Origin of the sequence: Paenibacillus sp. FSL R5-0470 (genome assembly GCF_037975205.1) — a bacterium.
In the GTDB taxonomy this organism is placed as follows: domain Bacteria; phylum Bacillota; class Bacilli; order Paenibacillales; family Paenibacillaceae; genus Paenibacillus_AQ.
The window spans coordinates 4,706,122-4,722,059 of record NZ_CP150238.1; the positions used below are offsets into that span (position 1 = coordinate 4,706,122).

General features: G+C 45.3%; 15 protein-coding genes. All 15 read right to left on the reverse strand.

The window, feature by feature from the left end; all coding sequences use genetic code 11:
- Positions 1–24 precede the first annotated feature (24 nt).
- The 15 genes from MKY99_RS20805 to MKY99_RS20875 all read right to left on the reverse strand — a co-directional run bounded on the left by MKY99_RS20805 (position 25) and on the right by MKY99_RS20875 (position 15,925).
- Positions 25–1,527: an AAA family ATPase gene (locus tag MKY99_RS20805; protein WP_076284584.1), complete on the reverse strand. Its 1,503-nt coding sequence runs from the start codon at positions 1,525–1,527 to the stop codon at positions 25–27.
- Positions 1,520–2,062, reverse strand: a complete 543-nt coding sequence (locus MKY99_RS20810; RefSeq protein ID WP_042190109.1) for a hypothetical protein — start codon at positions 2,060–2,062, stop codon at positions 1,520–1,522. The genes MKY99_RS20805 and MKY99_RS20810 overlap by 8 nt, the downstream gene beginning before the upstream one ends.
- Before the next feature lie 408 nt (positions 2,063–2,470).
- A complete protein-coding gene (locus tag MKY99_RS20815; RefSeq protein ID WP_149646834.1) occupies positions 2,471–2,989 on the reverse strand; it encodes a DUF5590 domain-containing protein in 519 nt (172 codons plus the stop codon).
- Positions 2,990–3,158: 169 nt separating this feature from the next.
- A complete protein-coding gene (locus MKY99_RS20820; protein ID WP_042190113.1) occupies positions 3,159–4,460 on the reverse strand; it encodes an amidohydrolase in 1,302 nt (433 codons plus the stop codon).
- The gene (locus MKY99_RS20825) at positions 4,447–5,100 is read right to left on the reverse strand and encodes a redox-sensing transcriptional repressor Rex (protein ID WP_076299589.1); all 654 of its coding nucleotides are present in this window, start codon (positions 5,098–5,100) and stop codon (positions 4,447–4,449) included. The genes MKY99_RS20820 and MKY99_RS20825 overlap by 14 nt, the downstream gene beginning before the upstream one ends.
- A 131-nt stretch (positions 5,101–5,231) precedes the next feature.
- The gene (dinG, locus tag MKY99_RS20830) at positions 5,232–8,093 is read right to left on the reverse strand and encodes an ATP-dependent DNA helicase DinG (RefSeq protein WP_042190117.1); all 2,862 of its coding nucleotides are present in this window, start codon (positions 8,091–8,093) and stop codon (positions 5,232–5,234) included.
- Positions 8,094–8,229: 136 nt separating this feature from the next.
- Complete coding sequence (locus MKY99_RS20835) at positions 8,230–8,871, reverse strand: hypothetical protein (protein ID WP_042190119.1); 642 nt, start codon at positions 8,869–8,871, stop codon at positions 8,230–8,232.
- A 111-nt stretch (positions 8,872–8,982) separates the two neighbouring features.
- Positions 8,983–9,366: an aspartate 1-decarboxylase gene (gene panD, locus MKY99_RS20840; protein WP_339266154.1), complete on the reverse strand. Its 384-nt coding sequence runs from the start codon at positions 9,364–9,366 to the stop codon at positions 8,983–8,985.
- Positions 9,359–10,249 (reverse strand): pantoate--beta-alanine ligase, encoded by an 891-nt coding sequence (gene panC / locus MKY99_RS20845; RefSeq protein ID WP_076299588.1) that lies wholly within the window; start codon positions 10,247–10,249, stop codon positions 9,359–9,361. The genes panD and panC overlap by 8 nt, the downstream gene beginning before the upstream one ends.
- 1 nt (position 10,250) lies before the next feature.
- Positions 10,251–11,117 (reverse strand): 3-methyl-2-oxobutanoate hydroxymethyltransferase, encoded by an 867-nt coding sequence (panB, locus tag MKY99_RS20850; protein WP_076284579.1) that lies wholly within the window; start codon positions 11,115–11,117, stop codon positions 10,251–10,253.
- 335 nt (positions 11,118–11,452) lie between these two features.
- The gene (locus MKY99_RS20855) at positions 11,453–12,253 is read right to left on the reverse strand and encodes a biotin--[acetyl-CoA-carboxylase] ligase (RefSeq protein WP_339266157.1); all 801 of its coding nucleotides are present in this window, start codon (positions 12,251–12,253) and stop codon (positions 11,453–11,455) included.
- Positions 12,243–13,607: a CCA tRNA nucleotidyltransferase gene (locus MKY99_RS20860; RefSeq protein WP_339266159.1), complete on the reverse strand. Its 1,365-nt coding sequence runs from the start codon at positions 13,605–13,607 to the stop codon at positions 12,243–12,245. The genes MKY99_RS20855 and MKY99_RS20860 overlap by 11 nt, the downstream gene beginning before the upstream one ends.
- A gap of 10 nt (positions 13,608–13,617) precedes the next feature.
- Positions 13,618–14,775, reverse strand: a complete 1,158-nt coding sequence (gene bshA / locus MKY99_RS20865) for an N-acetyl-alpha-D-glucosaminyl L-malate synthase BshA (RefSeq protein ID WP_339242685.1) — start codon at positions 14,773–14,775, stop codon at positions 13,618–13,620.
- Between the two features lie 20 nt (positions 14,776–14,795).
- On the reverse strand, positions 14,796–15,506 hold the full coding sequence (gene bshB1, locus MKY99_RS20870) for a bacillithiol biosynthesis deacetylase BshB1 (RefSeq protein WP_339266161.1): 711 nt from the start codon (positions 15,504–15,506) through the stop codon (positions 14,796–14,798).
- Positions 15,503–15,925 (reverse strand): methylglyoxal synthase, encoded by a 423-nt coding sequence (locus MKY99_RS20875; protein ID WP_042129517.1) that lies wholly within the window; start codon positions 15,923–15,925, stop codon positions 15,503–15,505. Before MKY99_RS20875 ends, bshB1 begins: the two co-directional genes overlap by 4 nt.
- Positions 15,926–15,938: the final 13 nt, after the last annotated feature.

A 15,938-nucleotide genomic window follows, 5' to 3' on the forward strand; every position in this document is an offset into this window, starting at 1 on the left:
AAAAAAAATAACCAGCATAAATATTTATGCTGGTAAAAGGACGCTGTCACGAAATTGACATCGAAATTGCTCTCCAGAGAGTACTTCTTCCTTCATTAAAATGTCAAGAGAGTAATCAAATACATTTCGTTGCTTTTCAAGGTGCTCACGAGTGCGCGTCATCAGCTCATCCAATATCTTACTATTTTCCTTCATAAGCTCTTCAGTGGTAACCATTTCCAGCTTAGCGATACCCAGCGAAGTTAAACCTGACTTCATCATCGTTTCCACAATATTCAGCGCCTGATCGAAATCACCGCGTGAACCTGTGCTTCGTCCACCATAATACATTTCTTCAGCAGCTGCTCCACCAAGTGCAATCATAATCTGATCTTCGAGATAATCTTTGGTGTACAAATACTGCTCTTGCTGAGGATTATGTCGCACATAACCAAGGGCTTGCCCACGCGGAGTCAGCGTAACCTGACTAACGCTTCCGGGACGAAGGAGCTCTGCCATAATGGCATGTCCCAATTCATGAATGGCGACTCTCTTTTTCTCTTCATGATTTGTTTCTCTATCCGTTTTTTCACCCATCATTACCTTGTCAATCGCCATCGACAGATGCCGCTGCTCAACTTTCGTCAAGTCCTCACGCATCATATAAATCGCAGCCTCATTCATGACACTTTCAAGCTGAGCACCGGAAAAGCCATAGGCTTCTTCAGCGATTTTGTCGAGACTCACCTCTGTATGAAGAGGCTTATTCTTCGCATGCAATTCGAGAATCGATTTGCGGCCCTTTTTGTCAGGCATGTCCACTTGAATATGACGGTCGAAGCGTCCAGGACGTAACAATGCTGAATCAAGCATTTCTTTCCGGTTTGTTGCAGCTACCAGCAAAATACGCGGAGTTTCGTTATTATAAATACCATCCATCTCGGTCAATAGCTGATTTAAGGTCTGATCATATTCACGTTGCTGACCGCCTTCGCGCTTACCGCCAATTACGTCAATTTCATCAATAAAAATAATGGCACTTTGTTTGTTCTCCTTAACAGCACGGTTACGAGCATCCTTGAACAAATCGCGGATCCGACCAGCCCCGACACCAACATACATTTCTACAAATTCACTACCTGATGCAGCTACGAATACGGAGTTTGTATAATGCGCTGCTGCTCTGGCCATAAGGGTCTTACCTGTTCCTGGAGGGCCAGTGAGCAGAATCCCTTTCAAAGGACGAATCCCAAATTTACTAATCTCCTCGTGCCGGATCAAAAAATCGAGTGCCTCACGAAGCTCTTGCTTCGCATTGTCTTGCCCACCAATTTCTTCAAAAGTGAGCTTTGAAGGCCCTTCCTTCTGGCGTTTCTTCCCCGCACCAGCGTTCACCGTAAGCCCGCCACGCAAATGAGCAATTATAAGTAATGCAGTAAGCATTCCAGCTGCTATAACAATCGGGAATATATTAATACCTAAAAAAGCCATGAAAATAAACAGCACAGGAATAAATCCGAGTAAAATTTCTTTAAGGTACTTAGGCATTATTCCATACCCCCAAGGTCGCAGGTTTTCGCGGCAGAATAATAAATTTGCTTTCTTTTCCATTACTCAAGCTTACGTACACATTGTTGTCGTCGATATCAGTAGATGCTATCACATCTTTAAATTCCGTATTTTGCTGTTTCAATCTATCAAGTTCTGTAGGTATAATCGTATATTTACGGCTCTCCATGGCTTCAGCTACAGAGAACATCGCTTTATCCCAGTAATCATCCAATAGTTCACTTGAATTTTGCTCCACATCGAGTTTAAGTTTACGTCCTTCAATCACTGATTTTCCTTCTTTGGATACATACGATACTAGATCACGTAAATTCGTGCCCGGCTGCAAATCAAGTTTCAAAGTGACCTCATCGCGGTTAATACTAATATGTGAAGTATTTACTCCCTCAAATCCGGTTACAATCTTTTGGAGCGGTTCCTGTAAAGCAAACTGACGATATAAAAAGAATCCTCCGAATAATAGCATAGCCGACAGTAGAGACGTTATCAGTACAGGTACAAGACGTAATTTCAAGAAACGTCCTCCTCTCAAAGATGAAAAAATGTAAACAGAATGATCCAAAGTCATAGCTGCTAAGAGCTCATCAGAGCCTGACGTTCTACTAACACTGTTCTAATTACAAACAGTAGTATATCACAGGTGTATATACTATATTGAAAAAAAGTGTGAAGATATTTAAAATTTTATTTTTTAATTCTTTCCATTTTATTAAATTTATTGATTTAATTCGACAAAAAAAGGGCTGTTACTCTTAACTAACAGACCTTTTTTCGTATGAATCTTTAAATACCAATACATAAAAACTACTCTTATAGTATATCACAATTCGTGTACTTATAGTATATCAAATAATATGTCATTTTAAAAAACAAGCGAACCATAAATGGTCCGCTTGTTTCTCCTATAATGCTTTTGTTTAATTTAGCGGCTAGGTAAACTGTAACCTTCACCCATTCGAGCCCCATCTGAGAACCGATAAAATTGATAATAATATCGACCGCTTTGTTTATAAAAAAGCTGCCAAGCATACTCCCCGTTATATACTCCTGGCAACAACCGCTCAATGCTGATGTCCGGAAGATCGGCTTTTATAAGGCTACGCATTTTCGCTTCAGAGGTCCCTTTACTTAGTTCTTCAGCATATACTGCGTCGGTTCCTTCAGCAAACTTCCCGTCTACAGTAAAACGTACCCAAACCATCAACTCGGTCCCGGCTTCATTCTTCCCTGTTAAGACCCAGTACACCGCATTTTCATCCCACACGGATTTCTGCGCTTTGGTTACCTCTGTCAGACCAGCACTGGTTTTAGCGACATCCTTAGCGATATCTCGCTCGTTCCATTGATCTTTCATAATATAAGCATAGAACTGGATAAGTCCAAACAGAAGGAGCAGAATCAGAACTGACCCCAGGAGGATCCATTTTTTCCTTTTCTTCAAGGTACAGCTCCCTTTCTAGTAATATATCTTTTTTGATTATATAACACACCTGTGTGTTTATCCAAAGTTTCATATCCAATTCAATGATCTAATTATCAGAAACACAAAAGGCTGTAACTTTGCAATCGCAGAAAGTCACAGCCTTTCAGTTATTCGTTATGATCTTAGACTACCGTTTAAGCAGTCCATCAAATGATTCTTGCGCCTTACGACGGATTGCTTCCTCATCTAGCGTTACACATTCTCCATGTTTTACAACCTGTTTACCATTCACCCATACATGTTCAACATCCTTGGCACTGGCAGAGTATACAGCATGAGACAACAGATCTGTGTGTGGTAGCAAATGCGGCTGGTCTATATCAATCGCGATAAAGTCCGCTTTCATGCCAACAGCGAGTCTACCCACATCATTTAAAAAGATAGACTTTGCGCCATACTCTGTAGCTATACGCAGCGCTTCCGGAGCTGGAACAGCCGTCGGATCACCACTTACACCTTTATGGATGAGGGCTGCAAGACGCATCTCTTCAAACATATCCAGGTTATTATTGCTTGCCGCACCATCTGTACCCAGTGATACCTTCACACCAGCCTTTAGAAGATCCGTAACCCGAGCCACTCCACTAGCCAGTTTCAGATTACTTCCTGGGTTATGAGACACGCCTACATCATGACGAGCCAGTATCTCGATCTCTTCATCATTCAAATGAACGCCATGTGCAACAATAGACGGACGTGTGAACATTCCAAGCTTCTCTAAATGCGCTACAGGCCGAAGTCCGTAATCCACCACATTCTGCTCCACTTCGCGTTTGGTCTCGGACATATGGGTATGCATCGGTAAATCCAAATCATGTGCCGCTTGAACAAACTTAACAAAGAAGTCCGGTGGGCAAGTATATGGGGCGTGTGGCGAGATCATCGTCGTAATTCTACCATCAGCCTTACCATGCCAATTTCGTGCAAAAGAAATCGCTTCCGCAAGCTTGTGATTTTGTACTTCCTCTGGGCATAATCCGATTACGCCTCTCATCAGTACAGAACGAATGCCTGATAATTCGACTACCTCTGCTACTCGATCCATATGATCATACATATCCAAGAAGGTTGTAGTACCACCTTTTAGCATTTCCAGTACCGACAAGGAGGTTCCCCAGTATACATCTTCTCCAGTGAATTTCGCTTCCATCGGCCACATCTTCTCTTGAAGCCACACCTGAAGTGCTAAATCATCTCCATAACCACGAAGCAATGACATTGCCGCATGGCCATGTGTGTTTACCAGACCTGGCATAAACAGCAGACGACTGCCATCAACAACTTGCACATCATCTTCCATTAAAGGCTCTTCTTTTCCTATGTAAGTGATCAAATCATCTTCAATAGTCATATATCCATTCAGAACCGGCTCATCCGTTCCCGGAATAAGAAAACGCCCGCCCTTAATAATCGTTTTACTGCTCTTCATTTCCGGTTTCTTCCTTTCCGTCTTTCAAATAATAAGCAAGGCTTTGCAAATCCGTTGTAAAATCGGCAGCATGAACCCGGATATTCGATGGTGTTTTTAGAATCACTGGTGCAAAATTCAAAATCGCCTCAATGCCAGACTCAATGAGAATATCTGCTACATTCTGCGCTTCTGAATCAGGCACAGTAATGATCCCAATTCGAATACCTTGCTCACGAACCGTCTGACCAAGCTCCTCCATCGGTTGAACGGTAAGAGAGTTGATTTTCCGCCCTACCTTAGGTGCATAGGAGTCAAATATAGCGGTAATCTTCATAGTATCTTTCAGATAAGCATTGTAATTAGATAATGCATGTCCAAGGTTACCGGCACCTACTAAAGCCACATTCAATTGTTGATCCAGCTTCAGAATATGACGGATTTTTTCAATAAGATAAGTTACGTCATACCCGATACCTTTTCTACCAAAATCTCCAAAATAAGCTAAATCTTTACGAATTTGAGCAGGATTCAAATCAAGTTTTTGTCCTAGTTCTTGTGAGGAAACGGTTAATATTTCACGTTTCTGGAGATCATTCAAGAAACGCAAGTACACAGGAAGTCTGCGAACAACGGCTTCTGATATTTTATCCGATTTCATAATTTACCTCCTAATTTAAGTGATATTCTGTTCAAATCCTATCGAAATATCTGCACCTCGTCTCAAGGAAGAGCGGTATTCTTATACCGCCCTTCCTTGTAGAGAGATTAATAAGATCGATGACGTTCTTTTCAAGAAACGCCTCCGTCTTCCAACCACTCCGCTATACGAGGAACCATTTGATCCGTAAGCATATGCTCCATTTTCGGGCCAGGCAACGAATAGAGGAAATACTTCCCATAGTGAGATTCGATCACCCTTGTGTCATACACAATAACAATACCCCGATCTTGCGCTGTCCGTACCAGCCTCCCAAATCCTTGCTTGAAGCGAATAACCGCCTGAGGAACAGACAACTTCATGAACGGATTCTTTTTCTGGGCTTGTAATAACTCAGACTTCGCTTCCGCTAGGGGGTGGTTTGGCGGTTGAAATGGGAGTCTCACGATGGCCAAGCATGTTAATGCTTCACCTGGAATATCTACACCCTCCCAAAAGCTGCTTGTTCCTAACAGTACAGAAGCTGCACTGTCCTGAAAACGGCGGATCAGCTTGCTACGGCTGCCCCCCTCCACGCCTTGACCTAACACCGTGATCTCTTGTGAGGCTAGAGCCTCTTTCAGAGGATCGTAAACCTGGCGTAGCATCTTGTAAGAAGTAAACAGGACAAGCATCCGCCCACGTGTTGTAATAGCTGCTTCTGCTAGTGACTGTACGAGTGTATCGACAAATCGGGCATCGCCTACACTCCCCTTCACACTTGGGAAATCCCGCGGAATAACTAACAGCGCCTGCTCCCGATACTTAAAGGGAGAAGGCAGGAGTGATGTCATCAGACGCCCCTCTTCCGCAGCTTCATTAAGTCCGAGATTATCAATCATAAACTGGAAAGATTTATCCACAGAGAGTGTCGCCGAAGTTAGTACGATACTTTTCTTCTTGTCGAAAAACAGCTCCTTAAGCTGAGTACTAACATCAACAGGAACGGCATACAGCTGTAGCGATTTACTGCGATAATTTCCATTCGCCTCCAGCCAATATACTACATTCTCATCATTTAATCCCATAAAAAACCGTACTTGCTCACGTATAGAAGCTAAATCCTTAAATAAGCCGCTAATATCGGTAACTAGGCTATCTGAGGAAGATTGACCTTCTTGATCTCGCATCTCATTAAGCATTTTATCACCTTTACGGATAATTTCGCTTAATGTCAGATTCATAGTATTCTCTAAAGCAACCAATTCATCCCAATCTTTCGGTTTACGGGTAGGAAGTAGCCGCATGACTAACTGGCCGGCTTCTCCCGCCGCTGCATCGCTGCGTTCCGGCAAGAGGCTGAATAGTTTATCACTAAGCAGATCCCAGGTTTCTTTTACGGTAAGAAGGTCCGGATAGATTCTATCGATCACTCCGCTCCATTCAGAAGCTTCCTCACTGCCTGATGACTGAAGCATTTGGCGAAGTGTAGGAAGTTGGCCATTTCGACTATCCTTATAAAGACGCGATAGTGTATGTGCCACCGTGAAATGCTTCATATGCATGCCTAAATGCTTGCCAGCCACGTCCTCCAGATGATGGGCCTCATCTATTACAAGATGTTCATAAGCCGGAAGTAGTTGATGCCCAGCCTTAACATCTGCGAAAAGCTTAGAGTGGTTCGTAATGACCACGTCTGCAATACCAGCTTCATGCTTAGCCCGATGATAATAACACTTACGGAACCAAGGACACGAGCGACCCAGACAAGAATCGGTATCGCTTGCCACCGTCTCCCAAAAATCTCCGCCACGTCCACTTAGATTGAGCTCTTCGTCATCTCCTGATTCACTTTGTGTCAGCCAAACGATCATCTGAGCCGCAGTAAGCGCATCTTCCCTCGGACTTATAAAGTCTTTTTTATTAATTTTATGTTCGAACTTACGAAGACACAAATAATGCCCTCTGCCCTTAAAAATTGCAGCTTTAAATGGAAAAGGAACTACCTGCGTTAACAAAGGAATATCACGCTCACGCAATTGATCCTGCAGATTAATAGTATGAGTGCTGACCATGACTTTTTCATTAGTTCGTACGCTTTGGTATATGGCAGGCAATAAATAACCAAGGGATTTACCGGTTCCTGTCCCTGCTTCGATCAATAGATGCTTGTCTTCGGCAAGTGCCGTCATCACCTCATTGATCATAATATCCTGAGCTTCTCGGCTTTCATACTGTGGCAAAGTTTCTTTAAGTCGTTTCGTTACTTCATCCATATAATCTGTAAAAGATAAATTGTGTAGTGGATTCTCAGCATGCTCGTCTCGAGGTGGAGCTAATTCATTCCAGTCTCCTACAGCAAGCGCTAATTGACGATAGAAAGTCAGATCACCTTCGGGCTGAAGCGTCTCCGCTTCCCGTTCACGCAGCAGACCATCAAAATACCAACCCAGATCACTATCCTCTTCCGTAAACAGCTCACAGAGTCTCTGAATCGTCAGCAGAGGCAAATCGTAGAGCTCCTCCAGACATTTCAGCAATACAAGAGCAGTTGCGAGTGCATCACTGTCTGCCTGATGCGGACGATCATGCGTCACTCCAAAATGTGCACTAACTGATCCTAGTTGATAGGATGTGAGGGAAGGAAAGCAGATTTTCAGAAAATCAATCGTATCTAAAATCCGCCCTTGAAATGGTAAATACCCACATCGGTCTAAAGCATTTTGCAAAAAATGGAAGTCAAATGCGACATTATGCCCTACAAGCACAACATCATCCAAGAGTGGGACAAGCTCCATCATCATCTCATCCAGCTCAGGTGCATCCTTTACATCATCGTCGGTAATCCCCGTTAGACCAGTTATAAAAGGAGGTATCGGCGTTCCGGGCTTGACGTAGGAACCATATACCCGGGAGATGGACCGGTCTTCTTCTATAATTGCAAGGCCAACCTGGATAATTTCACCCACGGATTGGGTTCCCGTTGTTTCAAAATCAAGCACGGCAAATTTCATTATAATTCTATTCCCTTTCAATTGAGACTCTTAATCAGCATAACAGAAGTTGCGAAAAAAGGCGATGCACACCACTGGTTCAGGGGATGCATCGCTTGAATGAAAATGCGGAATAATAAACCGTAAACGTAATAATTTACAATAATGAAACAAGCTGATTTCCGAAATGAAGCTTACCTCCTCGGCGGCGGCAAACCTCCAAATTAACGGTTGGTTCAGGAAGTGCCGGGTCAAGTTGCAAAGAAAGGCCAAACAGCTCCTGCGCTTCATTGAACCGTTCTTGAGAGGCCCTGATGCAACCTAAAGCGTTATAAACCATTGCCTTCAGCTTGGTTTCCCGTATCAAACCGAGCATATGGTTCAGATGACTCCAAGCAGCTTCCCCCTCCCCTTCCTGCAGGTAAGAGATGGCTAAATATAATCGAGCAGCCAAGCTATCCGGATATTGCACAATAACTTCCTTAAACTGTTCAATACATTTCCCATACATCAGCAGCTTATAATACCCTTGACCTCTAACAAAAGTATCCATGCACAGCTCGGGTGCTTCCTGCTCTGGCACTTCCTCTTCAACCACAGTCGTAAAATCTACACTTTCACGAAAGTGACTTAGCTTCTCTGCAAAGGCCAGCCATTCATCCATCACTTTATCACTAAGTCGATGCAGCATATTATAATTGCATAAAAGCTCATTCCGGCGGGCACCCTCCGCTGTAGGGTAATCTGTAACGATCTCCTGAAGCACCTTGTTCATTTCAGCAAACAAATGTTGAAACATGGGCTATCCCCCCTTACTGAAGATGAAATCAGTTCAGCTTGCCTGACTTCATTTTCTGCGAGAACGGGGTCTTTCATCCCTGCCATTCATTACATGGCGTAAGTCCATAAATTAAGCGATTGTAGCATGCAATTCATGATCAGCCAGCTTCAATGGTCTGTTGTTCTCATCCACGAATACCACCGTTGGTTTATGCGATTCCAGTTCTTCCGAAGACAGCATCGCATACGAAATAATAATTACTGTATCTCCCGGTTGAACAAGACGTGCAGCTGCACCATTTAGGCAGATCACACCACTGCCGCGAGGCCCTGGAATAACATAGGTTTCTAACCGTGAACCATTATTGTTGTCCACGATCTGCACTTTTTCATTTTCAAGAATATCTGCCGCTTCCATTAAGTTCTCATCAATGGTAATACTTCCCACATAATTCAAATTGGCTTCTGTCACCGTCGCGCGGTGAATTTTGGATTTCATCATATGTCTAAACAAGAGCGGCAACCTCCTTTGGAATAAATACATTATTGTCAATTAATCGCGTTCTGCCAAACTTCACGGCAAGCGCTATAATAATCTCCCCATTTACATCCGTTAATAAAACTTCGTTCTCTAAGCCTTCCAGATTAGGGAAAGTCAGTATTTCCGCATAATCAATGACCGCCAAAGGAGAGTTGGAAATAACCGAGGTCAACAATTCCCGCACTTCAGCAACGGTTGTTACTTTTCCTTCTTCAATGGACTGACGTGCTTCACGCAAGGAACGAGATAACACCAGTGCTTGAGAACGTTCCTCTGGAGATAAGAATACGTTACGCGAGCTAAGTGCAAGTCCATCTCCTTCACGAACGATAGGGCAAGGTACAATTTCAACATTCATATTCAAATCAGATACCATTCTGCGGAGCACAGCTACTTGCTGAGCATCCTTTAGCCCGAAGAAAGCATAATCTGGCTGCACGATATTGAATAGTTTATTAACAACTGTTGTTACGCCATTAAAATGCCCTGGACGCGAAGCCCCACAAAGTCGAGTGGTAAGCTCTGATACCGAGACAGTAGTCCGGGTAGGCTGCGGATACATTTCTTCCACACTGGGGATAAATACAATATCGACACCTTCGCGTTCCGCAAGCTCCAAATCACGCTCTTCATCGCGCGGATAGGAATCATAATCCTCATTCGGTCCGAACTGCAGCGGGTTCACAAATATGCTCATAACGACCGTGTTACTCATTTCTCCTGCCCGCCGAAGCAGACTGGCATGTCCTTCATGCAGGTATCCCATGGTTGGAACAAACCCAATCGGGGTATGCCCACCTTGTCTCATATATTCCAAAGCTTCGCGCAGTTGCTTAATGCTTCTGACGACTCTCATCTTATTCCCCATCCTTTCCGGCACCGCCGTATAAAGATTCCAGAACGGTTTCATCTGCTTTAAAAACATGACCTTCATCTGGGTACGAGCGATTCTTCACTTCTTGCACATATTGGCTGATACCCTCACGAATCAGGCTACCCACATCCGCGTAGGTTTTGACAAAACGTTTCTCACGGTAGGGTGAGGCATAACGCAACAAATCATGGAAAACCAATACCTGTCCATCACAATAACGACCTGCACCAATCCCAATGGTCGGAATGCTCAGTGCCTCAGAAATTGCTTGTGCCACTTCTTCTGTCACCAGCTCCAGTACCACTGCAAAAGCACCTGCTGCTTCAAGGGCCTTAGCTTCATCCATCAGACGTTTTGCATCTTTGGCGTCCTTACCTTGAATGCGGTAGCCGCCAATCATATTTACCGATTGCGGTGTAAGTCCAATATGCCCCAGCACAGGAACTCCCGCAGCTACAACCGCAGTAACTGTCTCACAAATTTCGAGACCGCCTTCCATTTTGACGGCATGAGCCCGCCCTTCCTGCATCAGTCTGCGCACACCCCGCAAGGTTTCATCTATACTTCCGTGGTAGGTCATAAATGGCATATCTGCCACAATGAATGTTTTTTGTGCGCCCCGAGTTACCGAACGAGTGTGGTAGACCATATCGTCAATCGTAACAGGTAAAGTTGTATCATATCCAAGTACCACATTTCCCAGGGAGTCACCCACCAGAATAAGATCGATACCGGCTTCTTCAGCAAGTAGAGCCGATGGGTAATCATAAGCAGTCAGCATGCTTAACCGCTCACCATCTGCTTTCATTTTTTTCATTTTCACAATATTAAGTGCTTGTTTGTTTGCCATTTCTCTCTTCGTCCTCCTTTTTGAAATTACATCCCCGTAAAAATCGCAACAAAAAAACCTTTTAGCAACGATTTGCTAAAAAGGTCCGAAGGGCAAAAAAGAGTCACTCGCGATCGTCCCTTCTGTCTCGGTCCTTACGGCTCAGAGCAGAATCCAACGTAACCGTCTAACGCAGTTATGAAGGTGATTCCAATAATAAAACCATTATAAGTTCATCAGATCAGGAGTACAGTTCGCAAAACGATACCGCCTCTGCCCCATAGTATAACAAAAAGGACTCGGAAATACACGAAAAAAATATGACAGGGGATGACACCCTGTCATATAAAAAAGATTTATAAAAGCTCGATTTCACCTGAGCATACGCTAGAAATCTCTCCTGCGCTGTTTTTAAGGATTAGTCCACCTAACTCATCCAAACCTACCACAACACTTTCAGATCGTCCCTGAGGGCTATTCAGAGCGATCTGGCGACCCAAAGTAACTGACATCGACTCCCACAGCTCTTTGATAGGTTTAAAACCTTGTTCCATGTATAGATTGAAATGCAGCTCTAACTCATTCAATACAACTCTTACCAGCTCCGAACGGTCAATAGGGACACCGCCCCGCTGAATCCGAAGAGAAGTCGCTACTTCCTTCAGATGATCAGGATAATCGTCTTCAGTCAAGTTCGCAGAAATTCCAATCCCGGCGATGCAATAATGAAGCTCTCCTTCTCTTAGCGAAGACTCGAGCAAAATTCCACATATCTTTCGACCGCCCGCAAGCAAATCATTTGGCCATTTAATCCCGGCGTCTACCCCGGTTACAAGGCGAATTGCCTTACAGACAGCAACCCCAGCAAGCAGTGTTAACTGAGGAGTCTGTATCAAAGGTAACTTCGGACGCAATACAATACTCATCCAAATGCCTTTGCCACGAGGAGAAAACCATTTTCTACCCATTCGCCCTCTAGCTCCGGTCTGTTCTTCAGCGATTACGGTTGTTCCTTCTGGCGCACCGTTTTCCGCCAATCGTTTGGCTTCCTCCTGAGTAGATACGACAGACTCCAGGAGCTGAACTCTGTCTAGCCAATTCGAATCAGAAGCTTCCTGCTTCAACCCGGTTAGCGACAGCGCTTTTTCATAGCTCATGTCCATCCATCCTTTTTGCTTCAAGCAGCAATTCTTGTTTATTGTTAAGAAGATCTCCCGAAGCAGTCGCCTGCAGAAGTGCACTCAGCATATTGCCAAGCCAAGGTCCTGGACGTTTCTCAAGCGCTTCCGCCAACTCATTGCCTGTAACAGCAAGCTCCGAGAGACTCTTCAATGGCATTTGTGCGATCCACTCTCTTGCAGGCACCGCTGGGGCGGTGATAGCGGGCGAGTCTTTTGAGACCGCTTGGGTGTTGACAGCGGGTGAGACTTCCGAGTCCGCTGGCTGATTCGCAGCGGAAAGGGCAGCTGCTGGCAGGATCGCCAGCAGCGAGAGCCACCCTTCGGCGGCTTCCACGCCGAAGGTCAGCACGGCGGCGATCCAGCGCCGCCGCAGTAGATCCGTGCCGCCCGGTTCCCCCGGCGGCACAGCCTCCAGGGCAGCGGTCCAAGCTTCGCGGACCCGCAGCACCTGGACGACGCTGGTACGCGTCGTCCCAGAGAACGTCCATGCCCGCAGCAGCTCATCGGCCTCCTGGGCCGACTGCTTCAGGGCATGGAGGAGAAGCGCCCACCGCAGGTGGGCGCTCTCCAGTTCCCCTATCCCGGCCGTTAAGGCGGCAGCAGCCGCCAGATCGGTTCCGGTCCAGGGGAACGGGGCTTTGCCGCGCGCGAGCAGCTCGCAGCGCGCGAGCATAGCAAGGCCGCGCCGAGGATGCGGCCCCTCTACGATGCGGTCCAGCTCCGCGCGGACACGCTCCACAGCAATATGCGCCAGCTTATCTCGCTGACGCATCAGGCCCCTCCATGTGTTCTTCGCGATGGAGAAATCCAGCACCGATGCGAAACGAACGCAGCGAAGCATGCGAAGCGCATCCTCATCGAACCGTTCCTCTGCATCACCCACACAGCGGATCACACGGAGAGCTAGATCCTTCTCGCCTCCGAAGGGATCAATCATTTCTCCACCCAGCCCGCAGCATATCGCGTTAATCGTAAAATCACGACGACGAAGATCTTCCTTCACATCACTAACAAATTCAACATGGTCCGGACGACGATGATCGACATAGCCGCTTTCAGTTCGGTATGTCGTCACCTCAAATCCATGCCCATCCTGAAGCACAGTGACCGTCCCATGTGCTAGCCCTGTCGGAATACTGCGTGCGAAAATGGCTATCACTTCCTCCGGCACTGCTGAAGTTGTAATATCCATATCATGCACTGGCCTACCCAATAGCTCATCGCGAATGCAGCCTCCAACCCAAAAAGCCTCATGGCCGTTTTGCGTTAGCTCAGAAATTACATTTTCCGCCGCAAGAGCCATAGCAGATGGCGCCATTTTCCATTTCATTACGAACTCCTTACCCCCTGACTGTATCCAGTCTAGGTACCTTGCGCCCGAGCACACGGTAATATATATCCTCATACTGACTTGTAATCGAATCCTTACAGAAATCTTTGCAGGCCGTTTCCAGACAAGCTTGTCTGAACTGCTCCACCATGCGATCATCCGATAGGAGTTTGATTGCATATTTCGCCATAGTTTCTGTATCACCAATTGGAGCAATGAATCCTGTCTTGCCATGTTCTATGAGCTCCGGAATGCCTCCGGTTTGAGAACCTATAGTCGGAACACCACAGGCCATCGCTTCCAGGGCGACCAGACCAAAGCTTTCCTTCTCAGAAGGTAACAGAAGAAGATCAGCCAACGAAATAACTTGAGCAATCTCATCCTGTCTTCCTAAGAAGCGGACTTTATCATCCAGACCCATTTCACTGATCTTAGCTTGAATCTTAGGAAGATCTGGCCCTTCGCCAACAAGCAGCAGACGTGAAGGGATTTCACGATTCACTTTAGCAAAGATATCGACAACATCGCTTACCCTTTTAACTGGGCGGAAGTTACTGATGTGCATCAAGATCTTCTCCTCAGGAGAAGCAAAATCTTCTCGCAGATTCGATACATCCCGTGGATAATAGACACGATGATCAACGAAGTTATAAGTGAGGTCGATCTGGCGCGTAATATCCAGCACTTCTCGTGTTTCTCTAATGAGATCCTTCGATACGGCTGTTACGGCATCACTTTCATTAATTCCAAGACGGATTAGATCTTTTAGCGATTCATCCTGTCCAAGTACCGTAATATCAGTGCCATGCAAAGTCGTTACAACTTTTATATCATTACCAAGCATCTGCTTAGCAAGGAAAGCACAAACAGCATGCGGAACGGCGTAATGAACATGCAACAGATCTAAATTCTGCATTTTGGCAACCTGAGCCATCTTCGTAGCAAGTGCTAAATCATAAGGAGGATATTTAAATACATAATAATCATTAACCTCTACCTCATGATAAAATATATTTTTCTGGAATTTCCCTAACCGAAACGGAATGCTGTGTGTAATAAAATGAACTTCATGTCCCTTCTCGGCCAAGAGTTTTCCTAATTCAGTCGCTACTACGCCTGAGCCGCCAAGAGACGGATAACAAGTGATGCCTATTTTCAAACGATCCATATTCCGTCCCCTTCTATACCTTATATAGTTTGATCCCCTTCAGTAAACAGATCTACTGCATAGGGAACTTTTGTTGCAAATCCTTCCGCATAGGGAATAAGTCTCCGCTGTCCAAGCAACATGTCTCTGGAACGAACACGTTCAATATAACCTTCCGTTAGCGGTGTGGATACAGCATCGGCACCGAGCGGCTTGGTGAACTGGGAGCGATAGCAGGACAACGCCTGCTCCTTCAGCCCATATTGTTTAGTAACATCTACAATAAGATCCGTACGTCCTAAATCATTTATAAAATAAAAAAACAGCTGTGGAGCCGGAACTGCCGGCTTGTCCGGCATATATTTACGTAGTTTAGCATTAAAAACAGCCTCTTCTACTAGCTTACTGCACGCAATATGATCCGGATGACGATCTTCCCAATAAGGAGCAAAAACAATCGCAGGAGCAAACCGGCGAATTTCGGCTGTCACAGCGGCCACATGCTCTTCTGTTATAAACAGCCCTCTGTCAGATAAACCCAAATTCGTCCGCACAGACACGCCAAGCAGATCAGCAGCTTGCTGTGCCTCTTCCTTGCGTAGCTCTACAGTACCGTTTGAGGACATTTCCGCAGCTGTTAAATCGCACAGACCTACTTTTAGTCCTGCAGCGGTATGCTTCGCAATCGTACCTGCCATTCCGATCTCCGCATCATCCGCATGAGCCCCAAATACAAGAATGTCCAGCTTCATTCATCAACACCTGGTTTGTATTTATGGACGAGTTCACGCCAAGCAAAGTCACCGCGATCAATCGCCTTCACAAGCACCTCAGCTGTTGCGATATTCGTTGCTACAGGGATACCATATACGTCACATAGACGAAGTAAAGCTGTAATATCTGGTTCATGTGGCTGTGCCATTAATGGGTCGCGCAAGAAAATAATAAGATCCAATTCATCTTGGGCTACCATTGCCCCAATTTGCTGATCTCCACCCAATGGTCCTGACATATAGCGATGAATCTTCAAGCTAGTCACATCCATGATCCGTTGGCCAGTAGTCCCCGTAGAAAATAGTTCATGACCTACAAATACATGCTCATAGGCTAATACAAAATTTACGATTTCATCTTTTTTACGATCATGTGCAATAAATGCGATCTTTAACATGGTGTTCTCCCCT

Bases quoted from the DNA above. Each gene is read 5' to 3' on its own strand.
- bshA (WP_339242685.1), bottom strand. From the start codon at position 14,775: ATGGATCGTTTGAAAATAGGCATCACTTGTTATCCGTCTCTTGGCGGC.
- bshB1 (WP_339266161.1), bottom strand. From the start codon at position 15,506: ATGAAGCTGGACATTCTTGTATTTGGGGCTCATGCGGATGATGCGGAG.
- panB (WP_076284579.1), bottom strand. From the start codon at position 11,117: ATGGCAAACAAACAAGCACTTAATATTGTGAAAATGAAAAAAATGAAA.
- MKY99_RS20825 (WP_076299589.1), bottom strand. From the start codon at position 5,100: ATGAAATCGGATAAAATATCAGAAGCCGTTGTTCGCAGACTTCCTGTG.
- MKY99_RS20835 (WP_042190119.1), bottom strand. From the start codon at position 8,871: ATGTTTCAACATTTGTTTGCTGAAATGAACAAGGTGCTTCAGGAGATC.
- panC (WP_076299588.1), bottom strand. From the start codon at position 10,249: ATGAGAGTCGTCAGAAGCATTAAGCAACTGCGCGAAGCTTTGGAATAT.
- MKY99_RS20875 (WP_042129517.1), bottom strand. From the start codon at position 15,925: ATGTTAAAGATCGCATTTATTGCACATGATCGTAAAAAAGATGAAATC.
- dinG (WP_042190117.1), bottom strand. From the start codon at position 8,093: ATGAAATTTGCCGTGCTTGATTTTGAAACAACGGGAACCCAATCCGTG.
- MKY99_RS20855 (WP_339266157.1), bottom strand. From the start codon at position 12,253: ATGAGCTATGAAAAAGCGCTGTCGCTAACCGGGTTGAAGCAGGAAGCT.
- MKY99_RS20860 (WP_339266159.1), bottom strand. From the start codon at position 13,607: ATGAAATGGAAAATGGCGCCATCTGCTATGGCTCTTGCGGCGGAAAAT.
- MKY99_RS20820 (WP_042190113.1), bottom strand. From the start codon at position 4,460: ATGAAGAGCAGTAAAACGATTATTAAGGGCGGGCGTTTTCTTATTCCG.
- MKY99_RS20805 (WP_076284584.1), bottom strand. From the start codon at position 1,527: ATGCCTAAGTACCTTAAAGAAATTTTACTCGGATTTATTCCTGTGCTG.